This is a genomic window from Streptococcus sp. 121, assembly GCF_016458205.1.
In the GTDB taxonomy this organism is placed as follows: domain Bacteria; phylum Bacillota; class Bacilli; order Lactobacillales; family Streptococcaceae; genus Streptococcus.
This window is the reverse complement of the sequence record NZ_JAEMED010000008.1, coordinates 18,768-39,860: the sequence shown is the minus strand read 5'-3', so window position 1 is coordinate 39,860 and position 21,093 is coordinate 18,768. Positions and strand designations below refer to the sequence as shown.

The following is a 21,093-nucleotide window of genomic DNA, read 5'->3' as shown; positions in this document are numbered from 1 at the left end:
CCTAAATGAGAGATGAAATGTTGGCCTTAATCCTAGCCGGAGGGCAAGGAACACGTTTGGGGAAATTGACAAAAAATATCGCCAAACCAGCTGTCGAGTTTGGTGGTCGGTATCGGATTATTGACTTTGCTCTTTCCAACTGTGCCAATTCGGGGATTCAAAATGTGGGTGTCATTACCCAGTACCAACCCCTCGCCCTGAACACCCATATTGGAAATGGTTCAAGCTGGGGCTTGGATGGTATTAACACAGGTGTGACCATCCTCCAACCTTATTCAGCCAGTGAAGGAAATCGTTGGTTTGAAGGAACCAGCCATGCCATCTATCAGAATATCGATTATATCGATAGTATTGATCCAGAATATGTTCTTATTCTTTCAGGGGACCATATCTACAAGATGGACTATGACAAGATGCTTCAGGCTCACAAGGATAACAATGCTAGTTTGACAGTAGGTGTTTTAAATGTTCCGCTGAAAGAAGCTAGCCGCTTTGGGATTATGAATACCGATGCAAATGGTCGGATTGTTGAATTTGAGGAGAAACCTGAAAATCCAAAGAGTACCAAAGCTTCTATGGGAATTTACATTTTTAACTGGAAACGCCTTCGCAATATTTTAGTCGCTGCGGAAAAAGGTTCGGTCGAAATGTCCGACTTCGGGAGTAACGTGATTCCGGCCTACCTTGAGTCTGGTGAAAGTGTCTATGCCTATGAATTTGAAGGCTATTGGAAAGACGTGGGGACCATTGATTCTCTATGGGAGGCCAATATGGAGTACATTTCTCCACAAAATGCCTTGGATAGCCGAAATCGTCAATGGAAAATTTACTCTAAAAACCTCATTTCACCACCAAACTTTATTGGTGAACATGGTTCAGTAGAAGATTCCTTGATTGTGGACGGTTGTCATGTGGATGGTCAGGTTAAACATTCGATTCTCTCAACCAATGCTCAAGTCAAAACAGGAGCTGTGGTTGAAGACTCTGTTATTATGAGTGGAGCTGTCATCGGCGCTGGTGCTGTGATTAAAAAAGCCATTATTGGTGAAGGCGCAGTGATTAGTGAGGGTGTAGAAATCGATGGTAGTGAAGAGATTGCAGTTGTTGGTTATAACGAAGTAGTGGGGGTACCAAAGGATGAAGATTGATAAGTATTCAGCGATTCTAGTAAATACAGTAGGCCGTCATGATATGGATAAACTGACTGAAAACCGTCCTTTGGCTACTCTTCCTTTTGGAGGGAAGTACCGTTTGATCGACTTTCCGCTCTCAAGTCTAGCCAATGCGGGTGTTCGAAGTGTTTACGGCATTTTCCAAGAGGAAAACATTTCGTCTGTGTTTGACCACATTCGCTCTGGACGAGAGTGGGGGTTGTCTACTCTTCTAAGTCACTATTACTTAGGACTTTATACAACGGATGCAGATTCCGATTATGTAAAATCCGAGTATTATGATCAATTGTTGACCTATCTTCGCCGATCTGGTAGTGATGTAACGGTTGTTTTGAACAGTGATGTTCTTCTTAGCATGGATCTCCGTCAGGTTTTCCATTTGCATCAAGCCACAAAACGGGACATGACGGTTATTTACAAAAAACTTCCTGCAAAGGATATTGCCAATACTAATGCAATCTTGAGAATTTCAAGTCAAGATGCAATCACGGATCATGAGTTGTTCGAAGACAGTCTCCCTCAAGAGTTTTACAATATGTCTACGGATATTTTCTTAGTCAATACAAAACTTCTGATTTCAGCTATTGAGAAGGAGATATTGGAAGCAAAACCTCGTAAAATTCGTTACCTTCTTCGTGATTTTGCCAAAGAGATTGGGGCTTTTGCCTACGAATATACCGGACATGTGTCCAATATCTATTCAGTAGAGTCTTATTACCGTGCAAATCTAGACATGATTGATCAACAAAAATTCAATTCTCTCTTCAGTCCAAATCAGAAAGTCTATACAAAAGTGAAGAACGAAGAGCCAACCTACTTTGCTCCAGGTTCTAAAGTCTCCCTTTCACAATTTGCATCAGGAAGTATTATTGAAGGAGCGGTTGAAGGCTCTATTCTGTCACGGAACAATCGTATTGAAGCTGGTTCTCTTGTTAAGGATAGTCTCCTCTTTCCACGAGTTGTTGTTGGGGAAGGAGCACGGGTAGAGTATGCCATTGTTGATAAAGAAGCTAAGATTGCACCTGGTGTAACGGTTAGAGGTCGTAAGGAACATCCAATCGTGATTGAAAAAGGTCGAGAGGTTACAGAGGATATTATTAGATGAGAATTTTAGTTGCAGCAGCTGAGGGGGCACCCTTTTCTAAAACCGGTGGTTTGGGAGATGTTATTGGCGCTCTTCCCAAATCCCTTGTGAAAAAAGGACATGATGTCCGTGTCGTTCTTCCTTACTATGATAGTGTTGAAGCCAAATTTGGTAGTCAAGTGGAGGACCTTGGTTTCTTTGAAATCTCGGTCGGTTGGCGCCGTCAATATGTAGGTGTTAAACATTTGGTTTGGGAGGGTGTGCCAACCTACTTTATTGATAATCAGTATTATTTTTTCCGTGGCCATGTTTATGGTGACTTCGATGACGGGGAGCGCTTCGCCTTTTTCCAAATGGCAAGCTTAGAGTTGATGGAGAAGATTGATTTTATTCCAGAGATTCTTCATGTCCATGACTACCATACTGCCATGATGCCTTTCCTTTTACGGACCAAATATGCTTGGATTGAAGCTTATCGGGGAATTAAGACTGTATTGACCATCCATAATTTGGAGTTTCAGGGTCAATTTAATCCAGCGATGTTAAGTGATCTATTTGGAATGGGCTTGGAAGATTTTTGGAATGGATCGGTGCGTTGGGGCCAAGATTTGAACTGGATGAAAGCGGGGATTACCTTTGCAGATCGGGTAACAACAGTATCTCCATCTTATGCTCAAGAAATCCAAACGCCTGAGTTTGGCTGTGGCCTTGATCCACTTCTACGAGCTGAAAATTGGAAGCTCTTTGGTTTTGTCAATGGGATAGACACAGATCTCTACAATCCAGCCACAGACCCCTATCTCTCACATCATTTCCATGCTCATGATTTAGCGGGTAAGGCTGCCAATAAGGCCGCCCTCCAAGAAAAACTGGGATTGCCACAAAGACCCGAAGTTCCTTTAATCGGTATGGTCTCTCGTTTGACCTATCAAAAAGGCTTCGATGTAGTGGTTGAAGAATTGCATCAGATCCTTCAGCGCGATGTGCAGGTTGTTGTTTTGGGAACAGGCGACCCTAATTTTGAACAATCATTCTCCTGGTTTGGTCAACACTATCCAGAAAAAATGATGGCGGCTATGACTTTTGATCCTGGGCTGGCGCAAGAAATCTATGCAGCTAGTGATCTCTTTTTAATGCCTAGTCGCTTTGAGCCATGTGGCCTATCCCAAATGATGGCTATGAGGTATGGTAGTTTGCCGATTGTGCATGAGGTTGGTGGATTGCGAGATACTGTTCAAGCCTACAATCCGGTCACTAGCTCTGGAACAGGATTCTCCTTTAACAATCTCAGTGGTTATTGGTTGACCTGGACCATCGATCAGGCCATCTACCTTTATTGGAATCAAAAAGAGGTCTGGTATAACCTTATGCAAGAAGCCATGCACCGTGATTTCTCATGGGATGCCGCAAGCTATCCTTATAGTGATTTATACCATTGGATGTAAGAATTTGAAAAGAGGTCAAGGAGACCTCTTTTTTTCTTGAAAAATATTGAAAAATCAAGTGTTTTCCTTCTTGAAAATTTGACAAATGACTTGAATAGGAGTAGAGTAATGGGGTAACAAAAATTAAAAGGAGAATTCGAAATGAATTTATCAATTTTGGCCCTAGGTTTGGCCGTTATGGGTGTAAGTATCGGTGAAGGTTTGTTGGTTTCTAGCTTCCTTCGTTCAGCTGCTCGTCAACCGGAGCTTTATAACAAGTTGCAAACAAGCATGTTGATGGGGATTGCCTTTATCGAGGGTACCTTCTTCGTCCTTCTTGCGATGGCCTTCATCTTGTAAGATTGCACTGATAGAATTGAGGTGAGAGACCCGTGGAATCACATTCACCATCAATTACAATCGGACCGATTGTTTTTGATTTAACCTTGTTGGCCATGTCTCTCTTGACGGTAGCGTTGGTATTTGGCTTTGTTTATTGGTTGAGTCGGGACTTAAATGTTCGTCCGAATCGTAAGCAAAGTGCCCTGGAAGCCCTGATTGATTTTGTTACTGGAGTGATTCAGAATAATCTTGGTGCTTCCAATGTAAAGGCCTACCTGCCCATTTTCTTTAGTCTTTTCCTATTCTTGTTTGTCGCTAACTCTATTGGTTTGGCTACAAAAATTGAAACGCTTCCACCTGAACACTTTAATTTGTGGACCTCACCAACAGCAAATCTAGTTTATGACTTGTGTTTGTCTTTCTTGGTAACCGTCTTTATTCAAGTGGAAGGAATTCGACGTCGTGGATTAAAGGGGTATTTGAAGGGGTTTGTAACACCTGTGGCAATGACTCCGATGAATATCCTAGAAGAAATCACAAATTTTCTTTCTTTAGGCCTTCGTTTGTATGGAAATATTTTTTCAGGTGAGGTAATTGTATCATTATTGACACAATTAATAGGAGCCTATTTGATTGCCTTTCCATTCGCATTTGGCCTCAATATGGCATGGACTGCCTTCTCTCTCTTTATTTCTGGGATGCAAGCCTTTGTCTTTACCATGTTGTCCTCAAGCTATCTAGGGAAGAAAATTGTAGATGAGGAAGAATAAGAAAGGAGATAGACTATGGAAATTACATTAGGACAGTTAATTGGTAACTTTATTCTAGTAACTGGCTCTTTTATAGCGGTCCTCCTACTTATTAAAAAATATGTTTGGAATCGTGTGGAAACAGTACTAGATGAACGCTCTGACAAGATTAGTTCGGATATTGATCAAGCGGAAGCGGCTAAACATCAGGCGGAAGCCTTGCTGCAAGAACGGCAGGAGCAGTTATCCGGGACAAAAGAAGAAGCAGCAGCTATCCTCGCTACTGCAAAAGAAAATGCTGAGCATCAAAAAAATCAACTGCTGGCTGAAACAAAGGACCAGGTACAGCGGTTGAAAGAAAATGCAGGTCAGGAGATTGCTCAGGAACGGGCAGAAGCACTTGCTGGAATCAAACAAGAAGTAGCAGATTTAACTGTGGATCTAACTTCTAAGATTTTAGGAAAAGAGTTGAATCAAGAAGCTCATTCAGAATTGATTGATCAGTACATTAAACAATTAGGAGAAAGCTAATGGACAAGAAAGAAATGATCTTGGTAGACAGCTATGCAAGTCCCTTTGTCCAATTAGTGATTGAAAAAAATCAAAGTCAAGAAGTTTTTCCTGTTATAGACCAACTTTTGGAACTCTTGCGAGAGACAGACCTTACAAATTTTTTAACAAATATCGCTGTTCCCAAAGTGCAGAAGGCTGAAATCTTCCATAAAATTTTGCCAACGGGTTCTGAATTACTGGATAACCTCCTCAGAGTCTTGATGCAAAATCATCGGGAGGAATTGCTTGAAGCTATTTTAAAAGAAAGTTTAAGCCGACTAGAAGTGGAGACCAATTCTTTTGAGGTTACCCTAGAGTCGGCCTATGCTTTATCAGAAGAACAAATCGGAAGATTGCTGCCGCTTGTTCAAGAAAAAATGGGACTTGGTGTACGAAAACTAAACCAAGTCATTAATCGTGATTTGATTGGTGGCTTTGTCATTACGGCTAATCATAAGCAAATGGATGTAAGTATTCGACGCCAATTGCAAACAATGAAAGAAAAAATGAAATAGAAAGTGGTGTGAGCGTTGGCGATTCAAGCACAAGAAATTAGCGCTTTAATTAAGCAACAAATCGACAATTTTCAACCAGATTTTGATGTGGCCGAAACAGGAGTTGTAACCTACATCGGTGACGGAATTGCACGCGCCCATGGTCTAAATCAGGCTATGAGCGGTGAATTGCTCATCTTTGAAAATGGCTCCTATGGGATGGCTCAAAATCTGGAAACCAAGGATGTCGGAATCATCATTCTTGGTGAATTTACAGATATTCGTGAAGGGGACACCGTTCGTCGTACCGGAAAAATCATGGAAGTTCCAGTTGGAGAAGCCTTGATTGGACGTGTCGTAGATCCCTTGGGACGTCCAATTGATGGATTAGGCTCAATCGAAACGACCGGAACTCGTCCAGTAGAAGCACCGGCACCTGGAGTTATGGAACGTAAATCCGTGTCTGAGCCTCTTCAAACAGGCTTGAAGGCCATTGATGCTCTTGTTCCAATCGGGCGTGGTCAGCGGGAATTGGTCATTGGAGACCGTCAAACGGGTAAAACAACCATTGCCATCGATGCTATCTTGAACCAAAAGGGTCAAGATATGATCTGTATCTATGTAGCCATTGGACAAAAGGAATCAACGGTTCGTACACAAGTTGAAACCTTGCGGAAACATGGGGCACTGGATTATACAATTGTGGTATCTGCATCGGCTTCACAACCTTCCCCGTTGCTTTTCTTGGCACCGTATGCAGGTGTTGCGATGGCTGAAGAGTTTATGTATCAAGGCAAACATGTGTTGATTGTTTATGATGACTTGTCAAAACAAGCTGTGGCTTACCGTGAACTCTCCCTCTTGCTTCGTCGTCCACCTGGACGTGAGGCCTTTCCTGGAGATGTCTTCTATCTCCATAGCCGTCTTTTGGAGCGGTCTGCTAAGGTTTCAGATGAGCTTGGAGGTGGATCTATTACAGCCCTTCCATTTATCGAAACCCAAGCAGGAGATATCTCAGCCTATATTGCGACCAATGTGATTTCGATTACAGATGGTCAAATCTTCTTGGATGATTCCCTCTTTAACTCTGGGGTTCGTCCAGCTATCGATGCGGGTTCCTCAGTATCACGGGTCGGAGGTTCCGCGCAGATTAAGGCTATGAAAAAAGTTGCTGGTACGCTTCGGATTGACTTGGCAGCCTACCGTGAGCTGGAAGCCTTTACCAAATTTGGTAGTGACTTGGATGCAGCAACTCAGGCTCGATTGAATCGTGGTCGTCGGACGATCGAAGTCTTAAAACAACCGGTTCATAAGCCATTGCCTGTTGAAAAACAAGTCGTGATTCTCTATGCCTTGACGCATGGATTCTTGGATGATATCCCAGTGGATAAGATTATTCGATTCGAAGCCGAACTTTATGATTATTTCGATGCTAAACATCCTGAGATTTTTGAAGGTATCCGTATGACCAAGGACCTTCCAAAAGAAGAAGTGTTGGATGCAGCCATTCAAGAATTTAAGGATCACGCGAATTTCAAATAAGAAAGGGGTAAGAAATGGCCGTTTCTTTAAATGAAATTAAAACCAAAATCGCATCGACTAAAAATACGAGTCAAATTACCAATGCCATGCAAATGGTTTCAGCTGCAAAACTAGGAAAGTCCGAGCAAGCCGCTAAGGATTTCCAAGTTTATGCTAAGCGGGTTCGTCAGCTCCTCACGGATTTGTTGGATTCTGAATTAGTGTCGGGAAGTAGTAACCCAATGCTCCTCAGTCGTCCAGTTAAGAAGACCGGTTATATTGTGATTACTTCTGACCGTGGTTTGGTTGGAGGCTACAACTCAACTGTTCTTAAGGCAGTGATGGATTTAATTAAGGAATACCACAAAGATCCGGACTCTTATTCCATTATTTCCATTGGTGGAATGGGAACAGACTTCTTTAAAGCCCGTGGTATAGAACCGATCTATGAACTTCGTGGTTTGGCGGATCAGCCAAGTTTTGATGAGGTTCAAAAAATCATCAACAAGGCTGTGGGCATGTATCAGGCTGAATTGTTTGATGAATTGTACGTCTGCTACAATCATCACGTCAATTCCTTAACCAGTCAAATGCGGGTTGAGCAGATGTTGCCGATTGTTGATTTGGATCCAAATGAAGCTAAAACAGGTTATGCCAAGGAATTTGATTTAGAGCCTGGAAAAGAAGCACTTTTAAATCAACTGTTGCCACAATATGCAGAAAGTATGATTTATGGAGCTATTATTGATGCGAAAACGGCTGAAAATGCAGCGGGTATGACCGCCATGCAGACAGCAACAGATAATGCCAAAAAGGTTATTTCGGAATTAACCATTCAATACAATCGCGCGCGACAAGCAGCTATTACACAAGAAATTACAGAAATCGTTGCCGGGGCAAGTGCCTTAGAGTAACGATAGAAGAAAAGGAGAAAGACATGAGCACTGGTAAGATTGCTCAGGTAATTGGACCCGTTGTGGACGTAGTCTTTCCAACGGATGCACCATTACCAGAAATTAACAATGCCTTAGTAGTCTACAAGGATGGCGAACAGGCAGGGAAAATTGTCCTCGAAGTTGCTCTTGAGTTGGGCGATGGGGTTGTTCGCACTATCGCTATGGAATCAACAGATGGTTTAAAACGTGGTCAAGAAGTTCTGGATACAGGTCGACCAATTTCGGTTCCAGTTGGGAAAGAAACACTTGGACGGGTATTCAATGTGTTAGGAGAGACTATTGATTTGGACCAACCTATCGAGGATCAGATTGATCGTCAGCCTATCCATAAAAAAGCACCGAGCTTTGATGAATTGTCAACTTCTACTGAGATTTTGGAAACAGGAATCAAGGTTATTGATCTCTTGGCTCCCTACCTAAAAGGAGGGAAAGTTGGACTCTTCGGTGGTGCCGGAGTTGGTAAAACTGTCTTGATTCAAGAATTAATTCACAACATCGCTCAAGAACACGGAGGAATTTCCGTCTTTACAGGTGTTGGTGAGCGAACCCGTGAAGGAAATGACCTTTATTGGGAAATGAAGGAGTCTGGCGTTATTGAAAAAACAGCCATGGTATTTGGTCAGATGAATGAGCCACCTGGAGCACGGATGCGCGTTGCCCTAACAGGTTTGACAATTGCAGAATACTTCCGGGATGTAGAGGGGCAAGACGTATTGCTCTTCATTGATAATATCTTCCGCTTCACCCAAGCCGGTTCAGAGGTTTCTGCCCTTCTAGGACGGATGCCGTCTGCTGTAGGTTACCAACCAACCTTGGCGACTGAGATGGGACAATTGCAAGAACGGATTACGTCAACACAAAAAGGTTCTGTAACATCTATTCAAGCGATCTATGTTCCAGCCGATGACTACACCGATCCAGCCCCTGCAACGGCCTTCGCCCACTTGGACTCCACCACTAACTTGGAGCGTAAATTGGTGCAATTGGGAATTTACCCAGCGGTAGATCCGTTGGCATCCAGTTCACGAGCCTTGGCACCAGAAATTGTCGGGCAAGAACACTACGAAGTAGCTTCTGAAGTGAAACGTGTACTTCAACGCTATAACGAGTTGCAAGATATCATTGCCATTCTTGGTATGGATGAGTTATCCGATGAAGAGAAGACTCTGGTTGCGCGGGCACGTCGCATTCAGTTCTTCCTTTCTCAAAACTTTAACGTTGCGGAACAATTTACAGGTCAACCAGGATCGTATGTGCCAGTTGCAGAAACTGTTCGTGGCTTTAAAGATATCCTAAATGGAAAATACGATCACCTTCCAGAAGATGCCTTCCGCGGTGTTGGTTCCATTGAAGATGTGATTGCTAAGGCAGAAAAAATGAACTTTTAGAGGTGACTTATGAGCCAGATGACTGTACAAATTGTAACTCCTCATGGAATGATCTATCAGCACCATGCTCAATTTGTCATGGCTCGAACCACCGAAGGGGAGCTTGGAATTCTTCCAGGTCATACCAATCTATTAGCCGTTTTGGCGGTGGATGAACTAAAGGTTCGCCGAGTTGATGATGAAGACCATGTTGACTGGGTAGCGGTTAATGGAGGAGTCATTGAAGTAGCTGACGATACGATTACGATTATTGCAGATTCTGCAGAACGTGAACGGGATATCGATGTCAGTCGAGCAGAAAGAGCTAAAAAGCGGGCAGAAGCTGCTTTGGAACAAGCGCTGTCTGAACATTCTATTGACCAAGAACAGCGGGCACGAATTGCTTTGCAACGGGCCATTAACCGAATCAATGTGGGAAATAAATAATAGAGTCTTTTAGTTTACTGTTAGTACAAGGCAGCGAGTCGTAGACAGCTCAAAATCTCTGGGGGAGTTTTTGAGCTCGCCGATACAACTTTCGAAGAAAGTTTCAAATAAGTATGGCAAGACAAGCTAACACAGTAATAAAAGATAAACTAAAAGAGGATAACAGAGAAACAAGGATCTTTTGAGTCCTTGTTTTTTCTTGTCCAGACTATGTTACAATGGAGTCATGAATATTCAAATTTTAGCTGTATGCAGTCATTTGCTTTTTATTTATGAGGTCCATCGTTTACTTGGAAATGTAGTGGCATGGGATAAATTTTTGAGAATTACGCCAGAAAATACACGCCAAGCCCAGTTGCTTCATCTTATTTTTAGTATTTCCCTCGGATTTTTAGTATCAACCTTTTTTCTCAGCCTCATACAATTTAGTCAAACTCTCCGTTCTTTAGTCGAGTAGACTTTTAGCATCTGCATCTAGAATGTGATAGAATAAAGTCAAAATGATTTTTTGGAGTAGAAATAATGGATCAAATTGTTATAAAAGGTGGAAATAATCGTTTAACCGGAACGGTAAAGATTGAGGGAGCCAAGAATGCGGTTTTACCACTACTGGCTGCAACAATTCTAGCGTCAGAAGGAAAAACAAAGCTAACCAATGTGCCAATCTTATCAGACGTCTTCACTATGAATCAAGTCATTTCAGGTCTGGATATTGATGTGGACTTTGATCAGGAACACAATCAAGTGACTGTGGATGCGGAGGGGACAATTTTAAGTGAGGCTCCCTACGAATATGTGAGCCAGATGCGGGCTTCCATTGTTGTTTTGGGGCCAATTTTGGCGCGTAATGGTTTTGCTAAGGTATCTATGCCTGGTGGTTGTACCATTGGTAGTCGGCCGATCGACTTGCATTTGAAGGGACTTGAAGCGATGGGAGCCCAAATCCATCAGGAGGCTGGATATATTGAGGCTACAGCAAGCAGACTTAAAGGTGCCAACATCTATCTGGACTTTCCAAGTGTAGGTGCGACACAAAATATTATGATGGCTGCTACCTTGGCCAAAGGGGTGACTACAATTGAAAATGCGGCTCGAGAGCCTGAGATTGTGGACCTAGCGTTGCTCCTAAATGCAATGGGGGCAGATGTTCGCGGTGCTGGTACTGAGACCTTGGTCATTCACGGTGTGGAGGCCTTACACGGTGTGGATCATGCTGTAGTCCAAGACCGAATTGAAGCGGGAACCTTTATGGTGGCTGCAGCAATGACTGGTGGTGACGTCTTGATTGAAGATGCTATTTGGGAACACAATCGTCCTTTACTGGCTAAAATGCAAGAGATGGGGGTTGAAGTTACAGAGGAGGAAGGGGGCATTCGCATCCGTTCTTCTATCGAAAGCTTAAGACCAGTGACTGTAAAAACCCAACCACACCCAGGTTTTCCAACGGATATGCAGGCCCAATTTACAGCCCTTATGGCGGTTGCAAAGGGGGAGTCCACCATGATTGAAACGGTCTTTGAAAATCGTTTCCAACACCTAGAAGAAATGCGTCGGATGAATCTGCATTCAGATATCCTTCGTGATACAGCCTTGATTACTGGAGGTCAAAAACTGCAAGGTGCAGAAGTGATGTCGACAGACTTACGGGCTAGTGCTGCTCTTATCCTAGCAGGTTTGGTGGCAGAAGGTGAGACCCGTGTTGGAAAACTAAGTCATTTAGATCGTGGTTATTACCAGTTTGATCGTAAGTTGGCTTCGCTAGGTGCCCAGGTCGAACGGATTGGAGGAGTTCATGGAGAGTAATTGGAGTCGTTTCCGTAAACAATGGTTGATGATTCTTGGTTTTCTCCTTCTAACTCTTCTTGTATTTGCAGTTGGATTAGTTTTTGGTTACTCTGTCTTGGGAGAAGGGAAGAACCCCCTCGAAATTTTATCCCCAGCCACATGGTCGGAACTATTGAGGAAATTTAAGTAAGGATGAAAGATGGCTAAAAAGAAGCAAAAGCAGGCGGTCAGCACTCTAGGACTACTGGTTAGTTTGGTCTTAGCGGTGGCTAGTTATTATGTCACAGATCAATCCACAGGACAAGCGCCTTCCAATCAAGAGACTCGCGTCAATAATAGTCAAGCTCCTAACCAAGAGTTAGCAGAATCTGTATTAACAGATTCTGTGCGTGCGCAAATTAAGGGAGACATGACCTGGACGGGGGCGGGATCTTTTGAAGTGAATAATAATCAGACCGATTTGAATGCAGACGTGGCCAGTCAACCCTATGCTACCAATCAGACGAAAGAAGTTGATGGCCAAGTCGTGCCAACACTTGCTAACTCTCTCTTAGCCAAGTCTACGCGACAATACAAGAGTCGCGAAGAAACTGGAAACGGTTCGACTTCTTGGACTCCTGCTGGCTGGCACCAACTACGCTTGAATGGAGAATACAACCATGCCGTGGATCGGGGGCATTTATTGGGCTACGCACTGGTAGGAGGTCTAAAAGGATTCGATGCGTCTACCAGTAATCCAGCAAACATTGCTGTCCAAACAGCCTGGGCCAATCAATCTAGTTCTGATGACGGACGTGGTCAGAACTACTATGAAACCCAAGTTCGAAAAGCCCTGGATCAGAACAAACGCGTCCGCTATCGCGTAGAAGTGATATACAATAGTCAGTGGGACTTGGTTCCGTCTGGCTCACATCTAGAAGCAAAGTCTAGTGATGGAAGCCTGGAATTTAATGTCTTTATTCCTAATGTACAAGAGGGGATTCGTTTGGATTACCGGACAGGTCAGGTCTTTCTCGACCAGTAGAAATGGTCTTTAAAATTTGAGAATCTTTCTCTGACTGTCTTGTCAAAGGCGACGAATTTTGATAGACTTAGTTTAAAATTGAATACTTGTTCGTGGGACTAGTAGCTAAATGGAAGCTGAACAGGGAGGCAGATCGTGACTGAGAGTCTGCTCGGGGGAAGTTTGGTGAATTCACCCACTTGTGAACAACGCAAACGAGGTCCCCTTGGGGATAAAAGACGGATGGTACCGCGTGTCAACGCTCCGATTTTGAGAGCTTGCACGCGCTTTTTTTATGGAGGAAAAATGGAAGCAATTGAAGAAAAATTGTCCAAGCTAGTTTCAGAAACTCTGTCTAGTCTTGAAAGTATCAATACCGATTTGGACGAGGATTTGACACAACTGCGGGTCTCTGTATTGGGGAAAAAAGGTTCATTAACAGAGATCTTGAAAGGAATGAAAGACCTGTCAGCTGAGATGCGCCCCGTAATAGGAAAGCATGTCAACGAAGCGCGGGATGTCTTGAATCAGGCTTTTGATCAAGCAGCAAAAGATTTAGAAGCGGATCGTATCGCGAAGCAGTTAGAAGCTGAACGGATTGATGTTACCCTACCAGGACGTCAGGTCAAGCGAGGACACCGCCATGTCTTGACACAAGTCAGCCAAGAAATTGAAGATATCTTCCTAGGAATGGGTTACCAAATTGTAGATGGCTTCGAGGTAGAATCTGACCATTACAATTTTGAACGAATGAACCTTCCTAAGGATCACCCTGCACGAGATATGCAAGATACTTTCTACGTTACAGAGGAAGTTTTACTGCGAACTCATACTAGTCCTGTTCAAGCACGAACCATGGAAACCCATGATTTTAGTCAAGGTCCGTTAAAGATGATTTCTCCTGGACGTGTGTACCGTCGGGATACGGATGATGCTACCCACAGTCACCAGTTCCATCAGATCGAAGGTCTGGTTGTTGGTGAGGAGATTTCCATGGCTGACTTGAAGGGAACCTTGGAATTAATCCTACAAAAAATGTTTGGACAGGATCGAAAAATCCGCCTACGCCCTTCCTATTTCCCATTCACTGAACCATCAGTAGAAGTGGATGTATCTTGCTTCAAGTGTGGTGGACAAGGCTGCAATGTCTGCAAACAAACCGGTTGGATTGAAATTCTTGGAGCTGGTATGGTGCATCCGCGCGTCCTTGAAATGAGTGGCATTGACCCTAGTCGCTATTCTGGTTTTGCCTTTGGTTTGGGACAAGAGCGTATCGCTATGTTGCGATACGGAATCAATGATATTCGTGGTTTCTATCTAGGCGACCAGCGCTTCTCAGAGCAGTTCAAGTAAGGAGTATGAAGTGTTAGTAAGTTATAAGTGGTTAAAAGAATTAGTTGAGTTTGATGCTCCGGTGGCTGAGCTAGCCGAAAAAATGTCTACGACAGGTATCGAGGTTGAGGGAGTTGCTTCGCCAGCAGATGGCTTGTCCAAAATTGTTGTCGGTCAAGTTCTAACGGAAGAGGCTGTACCAGATACGCATCTACATCTCTGTCAAGTGGACACGGGCGATGAAGCACCGCGTCAAATTGTTTGTGGTGCACCGAATATAGCTGCTGGTCAAAAGGTTATTGTAGCCTTACCAGGAGCTCGCATCGCTGACAACTATAAAATTAAAAAAGGTAAAATCCGTGGGATGGAATCCTTGGGGATGATTTGTTCCCTTGAAGAGCTAGGCTTATCAGAGTCCATTATTCCGAAGGAATATACGGATGGGATTCAGGTCCTTCCGGAGGATGCTGTGCCTGGGGATTCAGTCTTCCCATATTTGGATATGGATGATCACATCATTGAATTGTCCATTACCCCGAATCGAGCAGATGCACTTTCCATGCGAGGAGTAGCCTATGAAGTTGCGGCTATTTACGATAGCAACTTGACCTTAAAGCCGGTTGTCTTAGAAGAAAATTCTAAATCTGCCTCTGAATTGTTAGAAGTAGCGATTGAATCCGATAAAGCGTCAACTTACCAAGCGCGTGTGTTGGAGAAGGTTCAAGTGGGACCTAGTCCTCAATGGTTGCAAAACCGCTTAATGAACGCTGGCATCAGACCGATTAATAACGTTGTCGACGTGACAAACTTGGTCTTGTTAGAATATGGTCAACCGCTTCACGCTTTTGACTTGGATACCTTCAAGGATTCTAAAATTGTGGTGCGTGAGGCTCGTGCAGGAGAAAAATTCCGTACCTTGGATGGTGTGGATCGCAACCTAGAAGCGACTGATTTGGTGATCACAGTTGCGGACGAACCTGTTGCTCTAGCAGGCGTTATGGGGGGAGAAGCTACAGAGATTCGTGATCAATCTACTCGAGTTGTGTTGGAAGCCGCTGTTTTTGATGGAACTTCTATCCGTAAGACAAGTGGACGTTTGAACTTACGTAGTGAGGCATCTGCCCGTTTTGAAAAAGGGATTAACGTTGAGACGGTTTCGGAGGCTTTGGATTATGCAGCCAGTCTCTTGGTCGAACTTGCTGGAGCTGAAGTCTTAGCAGGACGTGTGGAAGCTGGGCAGGTTGATGCTGAGCCGGTAACGGTTGCGACTGATCTAGTCTCTGTTAATCGTGTCCTGGGAACAGATTTGGATTTCGCAGCGATTGAGGATATTTTCCGTCGCTTAGATTTTGGTCTGAGTGGAGATGCGACAGCCTTTCAAGTTTCGGTGCCAAAACGTCGCTGGGATATTACCATTCCTGCCGATTTGAATGAAGAAATTGCTCGAATCTATGGCTATGACCGGCTTCCGTCATCCCTCCCTGGAGGTCAAGGAACTGCAGGTGAATTGACCAAAATGCAAGCTCTGCGCCGCAAGGTTCAAGATACCATGGAAGGTGTTGGTTTAACAGAAGTCATCACCTATACCTTAACGACACCAGAAAAAGCCCAATTATTTAGGAAAAATCAATCTTCACTGATTGAATTGATGTGGCCCATGAGTGTCGAGCGCAGTGTTCTTCGTCAAAGCATGGTTTCCAGTCTGTTAGAAACGCTTCACTATAATCAGGCGCGTCGTCAGTCAAACCTAGCGCTTTATGAGATTGGTAAGATTTTCAAACATGTTGAAGAAAAGCAACTGCCACGGGAAGATACTGTCTTAGCCTTGGCTTTAACTGGTTCGTTTACAGAAAAAGATTTTCAAACAGAGGCCCAGGCAGTTGATTTCTTTACGGTTAAGGGTATGTTAGAAGTGCTCTTTGATCGTTTGGGCTTAGAGGTCACCTATCAGGCTATTGGTGATCTTCCAGGTAGTCATCCTGGACGGACTGCCCTGCTTGTGGTCGGGGATCAGACCATTGGTTTCCTTGGTCAAGTCCATCCTGCTCTAGCCAAGGACTACGATTTATCAGAAGTCTATGTTGCAGAAGTTAATTTGTCGTTGATTGAAGGATTATTGCCTGAACAAGCTGTCTTCCAGGATATCAGTAAATTCCCTTCCGTAACTCGGGATATTGCCCTTTTGGTTCGTGAAGATATTCAGCATCAAGCGATTCTCGATGTCCTTTCATCTTTAAACTTGAAACGATTGAAAGGAATTCATCTCTTTGATGTCTATCAAGGACTTCCATTGAGTGAGGATCAGAAATCCATGGCCTATAGTTTAACCTTCCAAAATCCAGAAGCTACCTTGGAAGATGAGGAAGTTGTGCGCTATATGGATAAGATTCAAAAGGCCTTGGAGTCAGAACTTGGAGCTGAAATTCGTTAATCGAAAAAATATGTTTTATTTGGTGGTTTTTTGGGCAATTTTAATGGAACCTTTCGCGCTTTATGGTATAGTGAGAAAGGGGAACCAAAAGGTTGGAAAGCCACCCCCAAATTTAATTAAAGGAAAAAACTATGAGCTTTGGTAAAAAACTACTGAGCATCTCTATTTTAGGGATGACAGCTCTGTCCCTATCAGCCTGTGCAGCATGGATTGATAAGGGCGAATCCATTACAGCTGTGGGCTCTACAGCCTTGCAACCCTTGGTTGAAGCTGCATCCGATGAATTTTCCGCCCAACATTTAGGAAAAACCATCAATGTTCAAGGTGGTGGGTCTGGTACAGGTCTTTCTCAGGTGCAATCTGGTGCTGTTCAAATTGGGAACAGCGACGTGTTTGCAGAAGAGAAGGACGGAATTGAGGCGGATAAGTTAACCGATCACCAAGTTGCGGTTGCGGGTTTGGCTGTCATTGCCAACAAGGAAGTCAGCCTTGACAATCTAACACTGGATCAGTTACGAGACGTCTTTGCCGGTAAGATTAAAAACTGGAAAGAAGTTGGTGGTCCAGACTTGGAAGTGACGATTATCAACCGAGCGGTTGGTTCTGGTTCTCGTTCTACCTTTGATAAGGTGGTTATGGATGGTATCACTGCTAAGAAGAGTCAGGAACAAGATTCCAATGGGATGGTGAAATCCATTGTTTCCCAAACACCAGGAGCGATTTCGTATCTTGCCTTTTCTTATGTGGATGACTCCGTGAAACAATTAAAACTGGACGGAGCTGCAGCAACTGCGGAGAATGTTGCTACCAATAAGTGGCCAATCTGGTCCTATGAACACATGTATACCAAGAAAGACAAGGATGAATTGACTCAGGAATTTTTGGACTATATGGTGTCAGAAGAAGTTCAAGAAGGTATCGTCAAGAGCATGGGTTACATCCCAATTGATGATATGGAAGTCGAGAAAGATGCTGACGGTAATGTCACTGCCAAGTCGACTAGCCAAAATAGCAAGGGAGAAGAGAAGTGAAATCATCTGAATTAGAAAAGAAACTACTATCCCCTTCCAAGAATTCCAAGTTAGAAAAATTTGGGAAGACCATTACCTTTATGTGTCTATCTCTAATCGTCTTGGTAGTGGCTATGATTTTGATTTTTGTTGCTCAGAAAGGGTTGTCAACCTTCTTTGTGGATGGAATTAATCCCATTTCCTTCTTAACGGGGACTGAATGGCAGCCAAGTGTCAAGGATGCCAATGGTCAGCCTTACATGGGAGCTCTTCCAATGATTACGGGTTCCTTTATTGTAACGATTTTATCCGCTTTGCTTGCAACTCCGTTTGCAATCGGAGCAGCCATCTTTATGACGGAGATTTCTCCAAAGTACGGAGCTAAAATCCTTCAGCCAGCAATTGAATTGTTGGTCGGAATCCCATCTGTTGTGTATGGTTTCATTGGTTTGCAGGTGGTTGTACCATTTGTTCGAAGCATTGCTGGTGGTACAGGATTCGGGATTTTATCTGGGGTCTTTGTCCTATTCGTTATGATTCTGCCAACTGTGACCTTCATGACTGTCGATAGTTTGAAGGCTGTTCCACGCCACTATAAAGAGGCTAGCTTGGCGATGGGGGCGACTCGTTGGCAAACAATCTGGCGGGTGGTTTTGAATGCAGCTCGTCCAGGGATTTTTACAGCGGTTGTCTTTGGAATGGCGCGGGCCTTTGGTGAGGCTTTGGCGATTCAGATGGTTGTCGGAAACTCTGCTGTCATGCCCACCTCACTCACAACACCGGCTTCAACCTTGACTTCGGTCTTGACCATGGGAATCGGAAATACCATTATGGGTACAGTTCAAAATAATGTTCTTTGGTCCTTGGCTTTGGTGCTCCTCATGATGAGTTTAGCCTTTAACTCGGTCATCAAATTAATTACTAGGGAAGGAAAGAGAAACTATGAACGCTAAGAAAATGAATAAATTGGCGACAGCTATTCTCTATACCATTGCAGGAATAATCGTTGCCATTCTCACCTCCCTTCTTCTATTTATTTTAGTTCGGGGCTTACCACACGTTAATTGGCACTTCCTAACTGGTCGCTCGTCTTCTTATGAAGCGGGTGGTGGGATTGGGATCCAACTTTTTAACTCGTTTTTCTTGTTAGTCATTACTCTGCTCATTTCTCTTCCACTATCTACGGGAGCAGGTATTTACTTGTCAGAGTATGCTAAGAAGGGACCTGTCACCAACTTTATTCGGACCTGTATTGAGATCCTTTCCTCCCTACCATCTGTGGTTGTAGGTCTCTTTGGTTATTTGATATTCGTTATCCAATTCCAATACGGATTTTCCATCATTTCTGGTGCTCTGGCCTTGACAGTTTTCAACTTGCCTATGATGACACGAAACGTAGAAGACAGTCTTCGGACGGTTCACCACACCCAACGGGAAGCAGGTTTGGCTCTTGGTTTATCCCGATGGGAAACGGTGGTTCACGTGGTTATTCCAGAAGCTCTCCCAGGTATTGTTACGGGTATTGTCTTGGCTTCAGGTCGTATCTTTGGTGAAGCGGCAGCTCTAATTTATACTGCCGGGCAATCAGCTCCAGCGCTTGATTGGTCAAATTGGAACATCTTAGATGTTACCAGCCCGATTTCCATTTTCCGTCAAGCAGAAACCTTGGCCGTTCACATCTGGAAGGTAAACAGCGAGGGAACTATTCCTGATGCCATGCAAGTTTCTGCTGGTAGTGCTGCCGTCCTTTTAATCTTTATCTTGATTTTCAACCTTGGTGCGCGTTACCTCGGTAAAAAACTTCATCAGAAGATGACATCCGCTTCCTAAGGAGGTTTAAGGAAAAATGACAACGTATAATTGGGATGAAAAACACATTATTCGCTTCCCAGAAGAAAAAGTTGCCCTAGAGACCAAGGACCTTCATGTCTATTATGGGCAAAATGAGTCCATCAAGGGCATTGATATGCAGTTTGAGAAAAACAAAATCACGGCTCTCATTGGACCGTCTGGCTCAGGAAAATCAACCTACTTGCGAAGTTTGAATCGGATGAACGATACTATTGATATTGCTCGGGTGACTGGGGAAATTCTCTATGAGGGAGTCGACGTCAATCGACCAGATATCAATGTTTATGAAATGCGCAAGCATATCGGGATGGTTTTTCAACGGCCTAATCCATTTGCCAAATCAATTTATCGAAACATTACCTTTGCCCACGAGCGGGCAGGGGTAAAAGACAAGAGAGTTTTAGATGAAATTGTAGAGACTTCACTCAGACAAGCAGCTTTGTGGGATCAAGTGAAGGACGATCTTCATAAATCTGCCTTCACCTTGTCTGGTGGACAACAACAACGGCTTTGTATTGCTCGAGCTATCTCCGTTAAGCCGGATATTCTTTTGATGGATGAGCCAGCATCTGCCTTGGATCCAATTGCGACCATGCAGCTGGAAGAGACGATGTTGGAGTTGAAGAAGAACTACACTATTATCATTGTTACCCACAATATGCAACAAGCTGCTCGGGCTAGTGATTTTACCGCCTTCTTCTATTTGGGCGATTTAATCGAGTACGATGAGACTGGGAAAATCTTCCAAAATGCCCAGCTACAATCTACAAGTGATTATGTATCAGGACGTTTTGGTTAGGAGGAAGTCATGACAGAACCTATTTTAAGTGTGAAAGACTTATCCGTTTACTATGGTAAAAAGAAAGCCCTCAACAGTGTTTCATTAGACTTTTACCCTAATGAAATTACTGCTCTCATTGGACCATCGGGATCTGGAAAATCGACTCTTTTACGGTCTATCAACCGGATGAATGACCTAAATCCTGAAGCCAGTTTGACAGGTTCTATCGTTTATGATGGACATGAGGTCTACAGTCCTCGGCGGGATACGGTAGAGTTGCGTAAGGAAATCGGAATGGTCTTCCAACAACCGAATCCCTTCCCGATGACCATTTATGAGAATGTCGTTTATGGTCTTCGGATTAAAGGGATTAAGGACAAAGAAGTCTTGGATGAAGCTGTGGAATCTTCTCTGAAAGGGGCTTCTATCTGGGACGAGGTCAAAGATCGTTTGCATGATTCTGCGCTTGGTTTATCTGGTGGACAACAACAGCGGGTCTGTGTGGCTCGGGTCTTGGCAACCAGTCCAAAAATTATTTTGTTGGATGAACCTACATCTGCCCTGGATCCAATTTCTTCCGGAAAAATTGAAGAGACTCTCTTTGGTTTGAAGGATCAGTATACTTTGCTTTTAGTTACTCGGTCTATGCAACAGGCATCTCGGATTTCTGATCGAACTGCCTTCTTCCTTGATGGAAATTGTCTGGAATATAGTTCAACCAAAGACATGTTCCTCAACCCGCAACACAAGGAGACGGAAGATTACATTACAGGTAAATTTGGATAGGAGTTC

General features: G+C 43.6%; 22 protein-coding genes. All 22 read left to right on the top strand.

The features are described 5' to 3' along the window. Window positions 1-5 precede the first annotated feature (5 nt). The 22 genes from JEQ21_RS02790 (at window position 6) to pstB (JEQ21_RS02685) (ending at window position 21,087) form a co-directional block, all read left to right on the top strand. On the top strand, window positions 6-1,148 hold the full coding sequence (locus JEQ21_RS02790; protein ID WP_196090793.1) for a glucose-1-phosphate adenylyltransferase: 1,143 nt from the start codon (window positions 6-8) through the stop codon (window positions 1,146-1,148). After that, the gene (glgD, locus tag JEQ21_RS02785; protein ID WP_196090794.1) at window positions 1,138-2,277 is read left to right on the top strand and encodes a glucose-1-phosphate adenylyltransferase subunit GlgD; all 1,140 of its coding nucleotides are present in this window, start codon (window positions 1,138-1,140) and stop codon (window positions 2,275-2,277) included. The genes JEQ21_RS02790 and glgD overlap by 11 nt, the downstream gene beginning before the upstream one ends. After that, window positions 2,274-3,701, top strand: coding sequence for a glycogen synthase GlgA (glgA, locus tag JEQ21_RS02780; protein ID WP_199363864.1), 1,428 nt, complete (start codon window positions 2,274-2,276; stop codon window positions 3,699-3,701). The genes glgD and glgA overlap by 4 nt, the downstream gene beginning before the upstream one ends. A 141-nt stretch (window positions 3,702-3,842) precedes the next feature. Continuing rightward, window positions 3,843-4,040, top strand: a complete 198-nt coding sequence (locus JEQ21_RS02775) for a F0F1 ATP synthase subunit C (protein WP_160332693.1) — start codon at window positions 3,843-3,845, stop codon at window positions 4,038-4,040. Between the two features lie 32 nt (window positions 4,041-4,072). Next, window positions 4,073-4,792 carry a F0F1 ATP synthase subunit A gene (gene atpB, locus JEQ21_RS02770; RefSeq protein WP_196090796.1) on the top strand — a complete coding sequence of 240 codons (720 nt, stop codon included), beginning with the start codon at window positions 4,073-4,075 and terminating at the stop codon, window positions 4,790-4,792. A gap of 15 nt (window positions 4,793-4,807) precedes the next feature. Beyond that, window positions 4,808-5,302 carry a F0F1 ATP synthase subunit B gene (atpF, locus tag JEQ21_RS02765; RefSeq protein ID WP_196090797.1) on the top strand — a complete coding sequence of 165 codons (495 nt, stop codon included), beginning with the start codon at window positions 4,808-4,810 and terminating at the stop codon, window positions 5,300-5,302. Continuing rightward, window positions 5,302-5,838 carry a F0F1 ATP synthase subunit delta gene (locus JEQ21_RS02760; protein WP_199363863.1) on the top strand — a complete coding sequence of 179 codons (537 nt, stop codon included), beginning with the start codon at window positions 5,302-5,304 and terminating at the stop codon, window positions 5,836-5,838. The genes atpF and JEQ21_RS02760 overlap by 1 nt, the downstream gene beginning before the upstream one ends. 15 nt (window positions 5,839-5,853) lie before the next feature. Further along, complete coding sequence (atpA, locus tag JEQ21_RS02755) at window positions 5,854-7,359, top strand: F0F1 ATP synthase subunit alpha (RefSeq protein WP_196090799.1); 1,506 nt, start codon at window positions 5,854-5,856, stop codon at window positions 7,357-7,359. 14 nt (window positions 7,360-7,373) lie between these two features. After that, complete coding sequence (locus JEQ21_RS02750) at window positions 7,374-8,252, top strand: F0F1 ATP synthase subunit gamma (RefSeq protein ID WP_199363862.1); 879 nt, start codon at window positions 7,374-7,376, stop codon at window positions 8,250-8,252. Window positions 8,253-8,275: 23 nt separating this feature from the next. Next, complete coding sequence (gene atpD / locus JEQ21_RS02745) at window positions 8,276-9,682, top strand: F0F1 ATP synthase subunit beta (RefSeq protein ID WP_196090801.1); 1,407 nt, start codon at window positions 8,276-8,278, stop codon at window positions 9,680-9,682. 9 nt (window positions 9,683-9,691) lie between these two features. Beyond that, on the top strand, window positions 9,692-10,108 hold the full coding sequence (locus tag JEQ21_RS02740) for a F0F1 ATP synthase subunit epsilon (RefSeq protein ID WP_199363861.1): 417 nt from the start codon (window positions 9,692-9,694) through the stop codon (window positions 10,106-10,108). A gap of 226 nt (window positions 10,109-10,334) precedes the next feature. Continuing rightward, window positions 10,335-10,565: a DUF1146 family protein gene (locus JEQ21_RS02735; protein ID WP_199363860.1), complete on the top strand. Its 231-nt coding sequence runs from the start codon at window positions 10,335-10,337 to the stop codon at window positions 10,563-10,565. 65 nt (window positions 10,566-10,630) lie between these two features. Then, the gene (gene murA / locus JEQ21_RS02730; RefSeq protein WP_199363859.1) at window positions 10,631-11,911 is read left to right on the top strand and encodes a UDP-N-acetylglucosamine 1-carboxyvinyltransferase; all 1,281 of its coding nucleotides are present in this window, start codon (window positions 10,631-10,633) and stop codon (window positions 11,909-11,911) included. Next, on the top strand, window positions 11,901-12,083 hold the full coding sequence (locus tag JEQ21_RS02725; RefSeq protein WP_199363858.1) for a DNA-directed RNA polymerase subunit beta: 183 nt from the start codon (window positions 11,901-11,903) through the stop codon (window positions 12,081-12,083). Before murA ends, JEQ21_RS02725 begins: the two co-directional genes overlap by 11 nt. Before the next feature lie 9 nt (window positions 12,084-12,092). Next, a complete protein-coding gene (locus tag JEQ21_RS02720) occupies window positions 12,093-12,917 on the top strand; it encodes a DNA/RNA non-specific endonuclease (RefSeq protein WP_199363857.1) in 825 nt (274 codons plus the stop codon). A gap of 285 nt (window positions 12,918-13,202) precedes the next feature. Further along, entirely contained in the window at window positions 13,203-14,249 is a 1,047-nt protein-coding gene (gene pheS, locus JEQ21_RS02715) for a phenylalanine--tRNA ligase subunit alpha (protein ID WP_199363856.1), read from the top strand. A gap of 10 nt (window positions 14,250-14,259) precedes the next feature. Continuing rightward, a complete protein-coding gene (gene pheT, locus JEQ21_RS02710; protein ID WP_199363855.1) occupies window positions 14,260-16,659 on the top strand; it encodes a phenylalanine--tRNA ligase subunit beta in 2,400 nt (799 codons plus the stop codon). Window positions 16,660-16,790: 131 nt separating this feature from the next. Then, on the top strand, window positions 16,791-17,690 hold the full coding sequence (locus JEQ21_RS02705; RefSeq protein ID WP_196966785.1) for a phosphate ABC transporter substrate-binding protein PstS family protein: 900 nt from the start codon (window positions 16,791-16,793) through the stop codon (window positions 17,688-17,690). After that, entirely contained in the window at window positions 17,687-18,622 is a 936-nt protein-coding gene (gene pstC, locus JEQ21_RS02700) for a phosphate ABC transporter permease subunit PstC (RefSeq protein ID WP_196090810.1), read from the top strand. The genes JEQ21_RS02705 and pstC overlap by 4 nt, the downstream gene beginning before the upstream one ends. Next, window positions 18,612-19,499, top strand: a complete 888-nt coding sequence (gene pstA / locus JEQ21_RS02695; protein ID WP_196090811.1) for a phosphate ABC transporter permease PstA — start codon at window positions 18,612-18,614, stop codon at window positions 19,497-19,499. Before pstC ends, pstA begins: the two co-directional genes overlap by 11 nt. Window positions 19,500-19,515: 16 nt before the next feature. Further along, a complete protein-coding gene (pstB, locus tag JEQ21_RS02690) occupies window positions 19,516-20,319 on the top strand; it encodes a phosphate ABC transporter ATP-binding protein PstB (RefSeq protein WP_199363854.1) in 804 nt (267 codons plus the stop codon). A 9-nt stretch (window positions 20,320-20,328) separates the two neighbouring features. Continuing rightward, window positions 20,329-21,087 carry a phosphate ABC transporter ATP-binding protein PstB gene (gene pstB / locus JEQ21_RS02685; RefSeq protein ID WP_196090813.1) on the top strand — a complete coding sequence of 253 codons (759 nt, stop codon included), beginning with the start codon at window positions 20,329-20,331 and terminating at the stop codon, window positions 21,085-21,087. The last annotated feature ends 6 nt before the right edge of the window (window positions 21,088-21,093 follow it).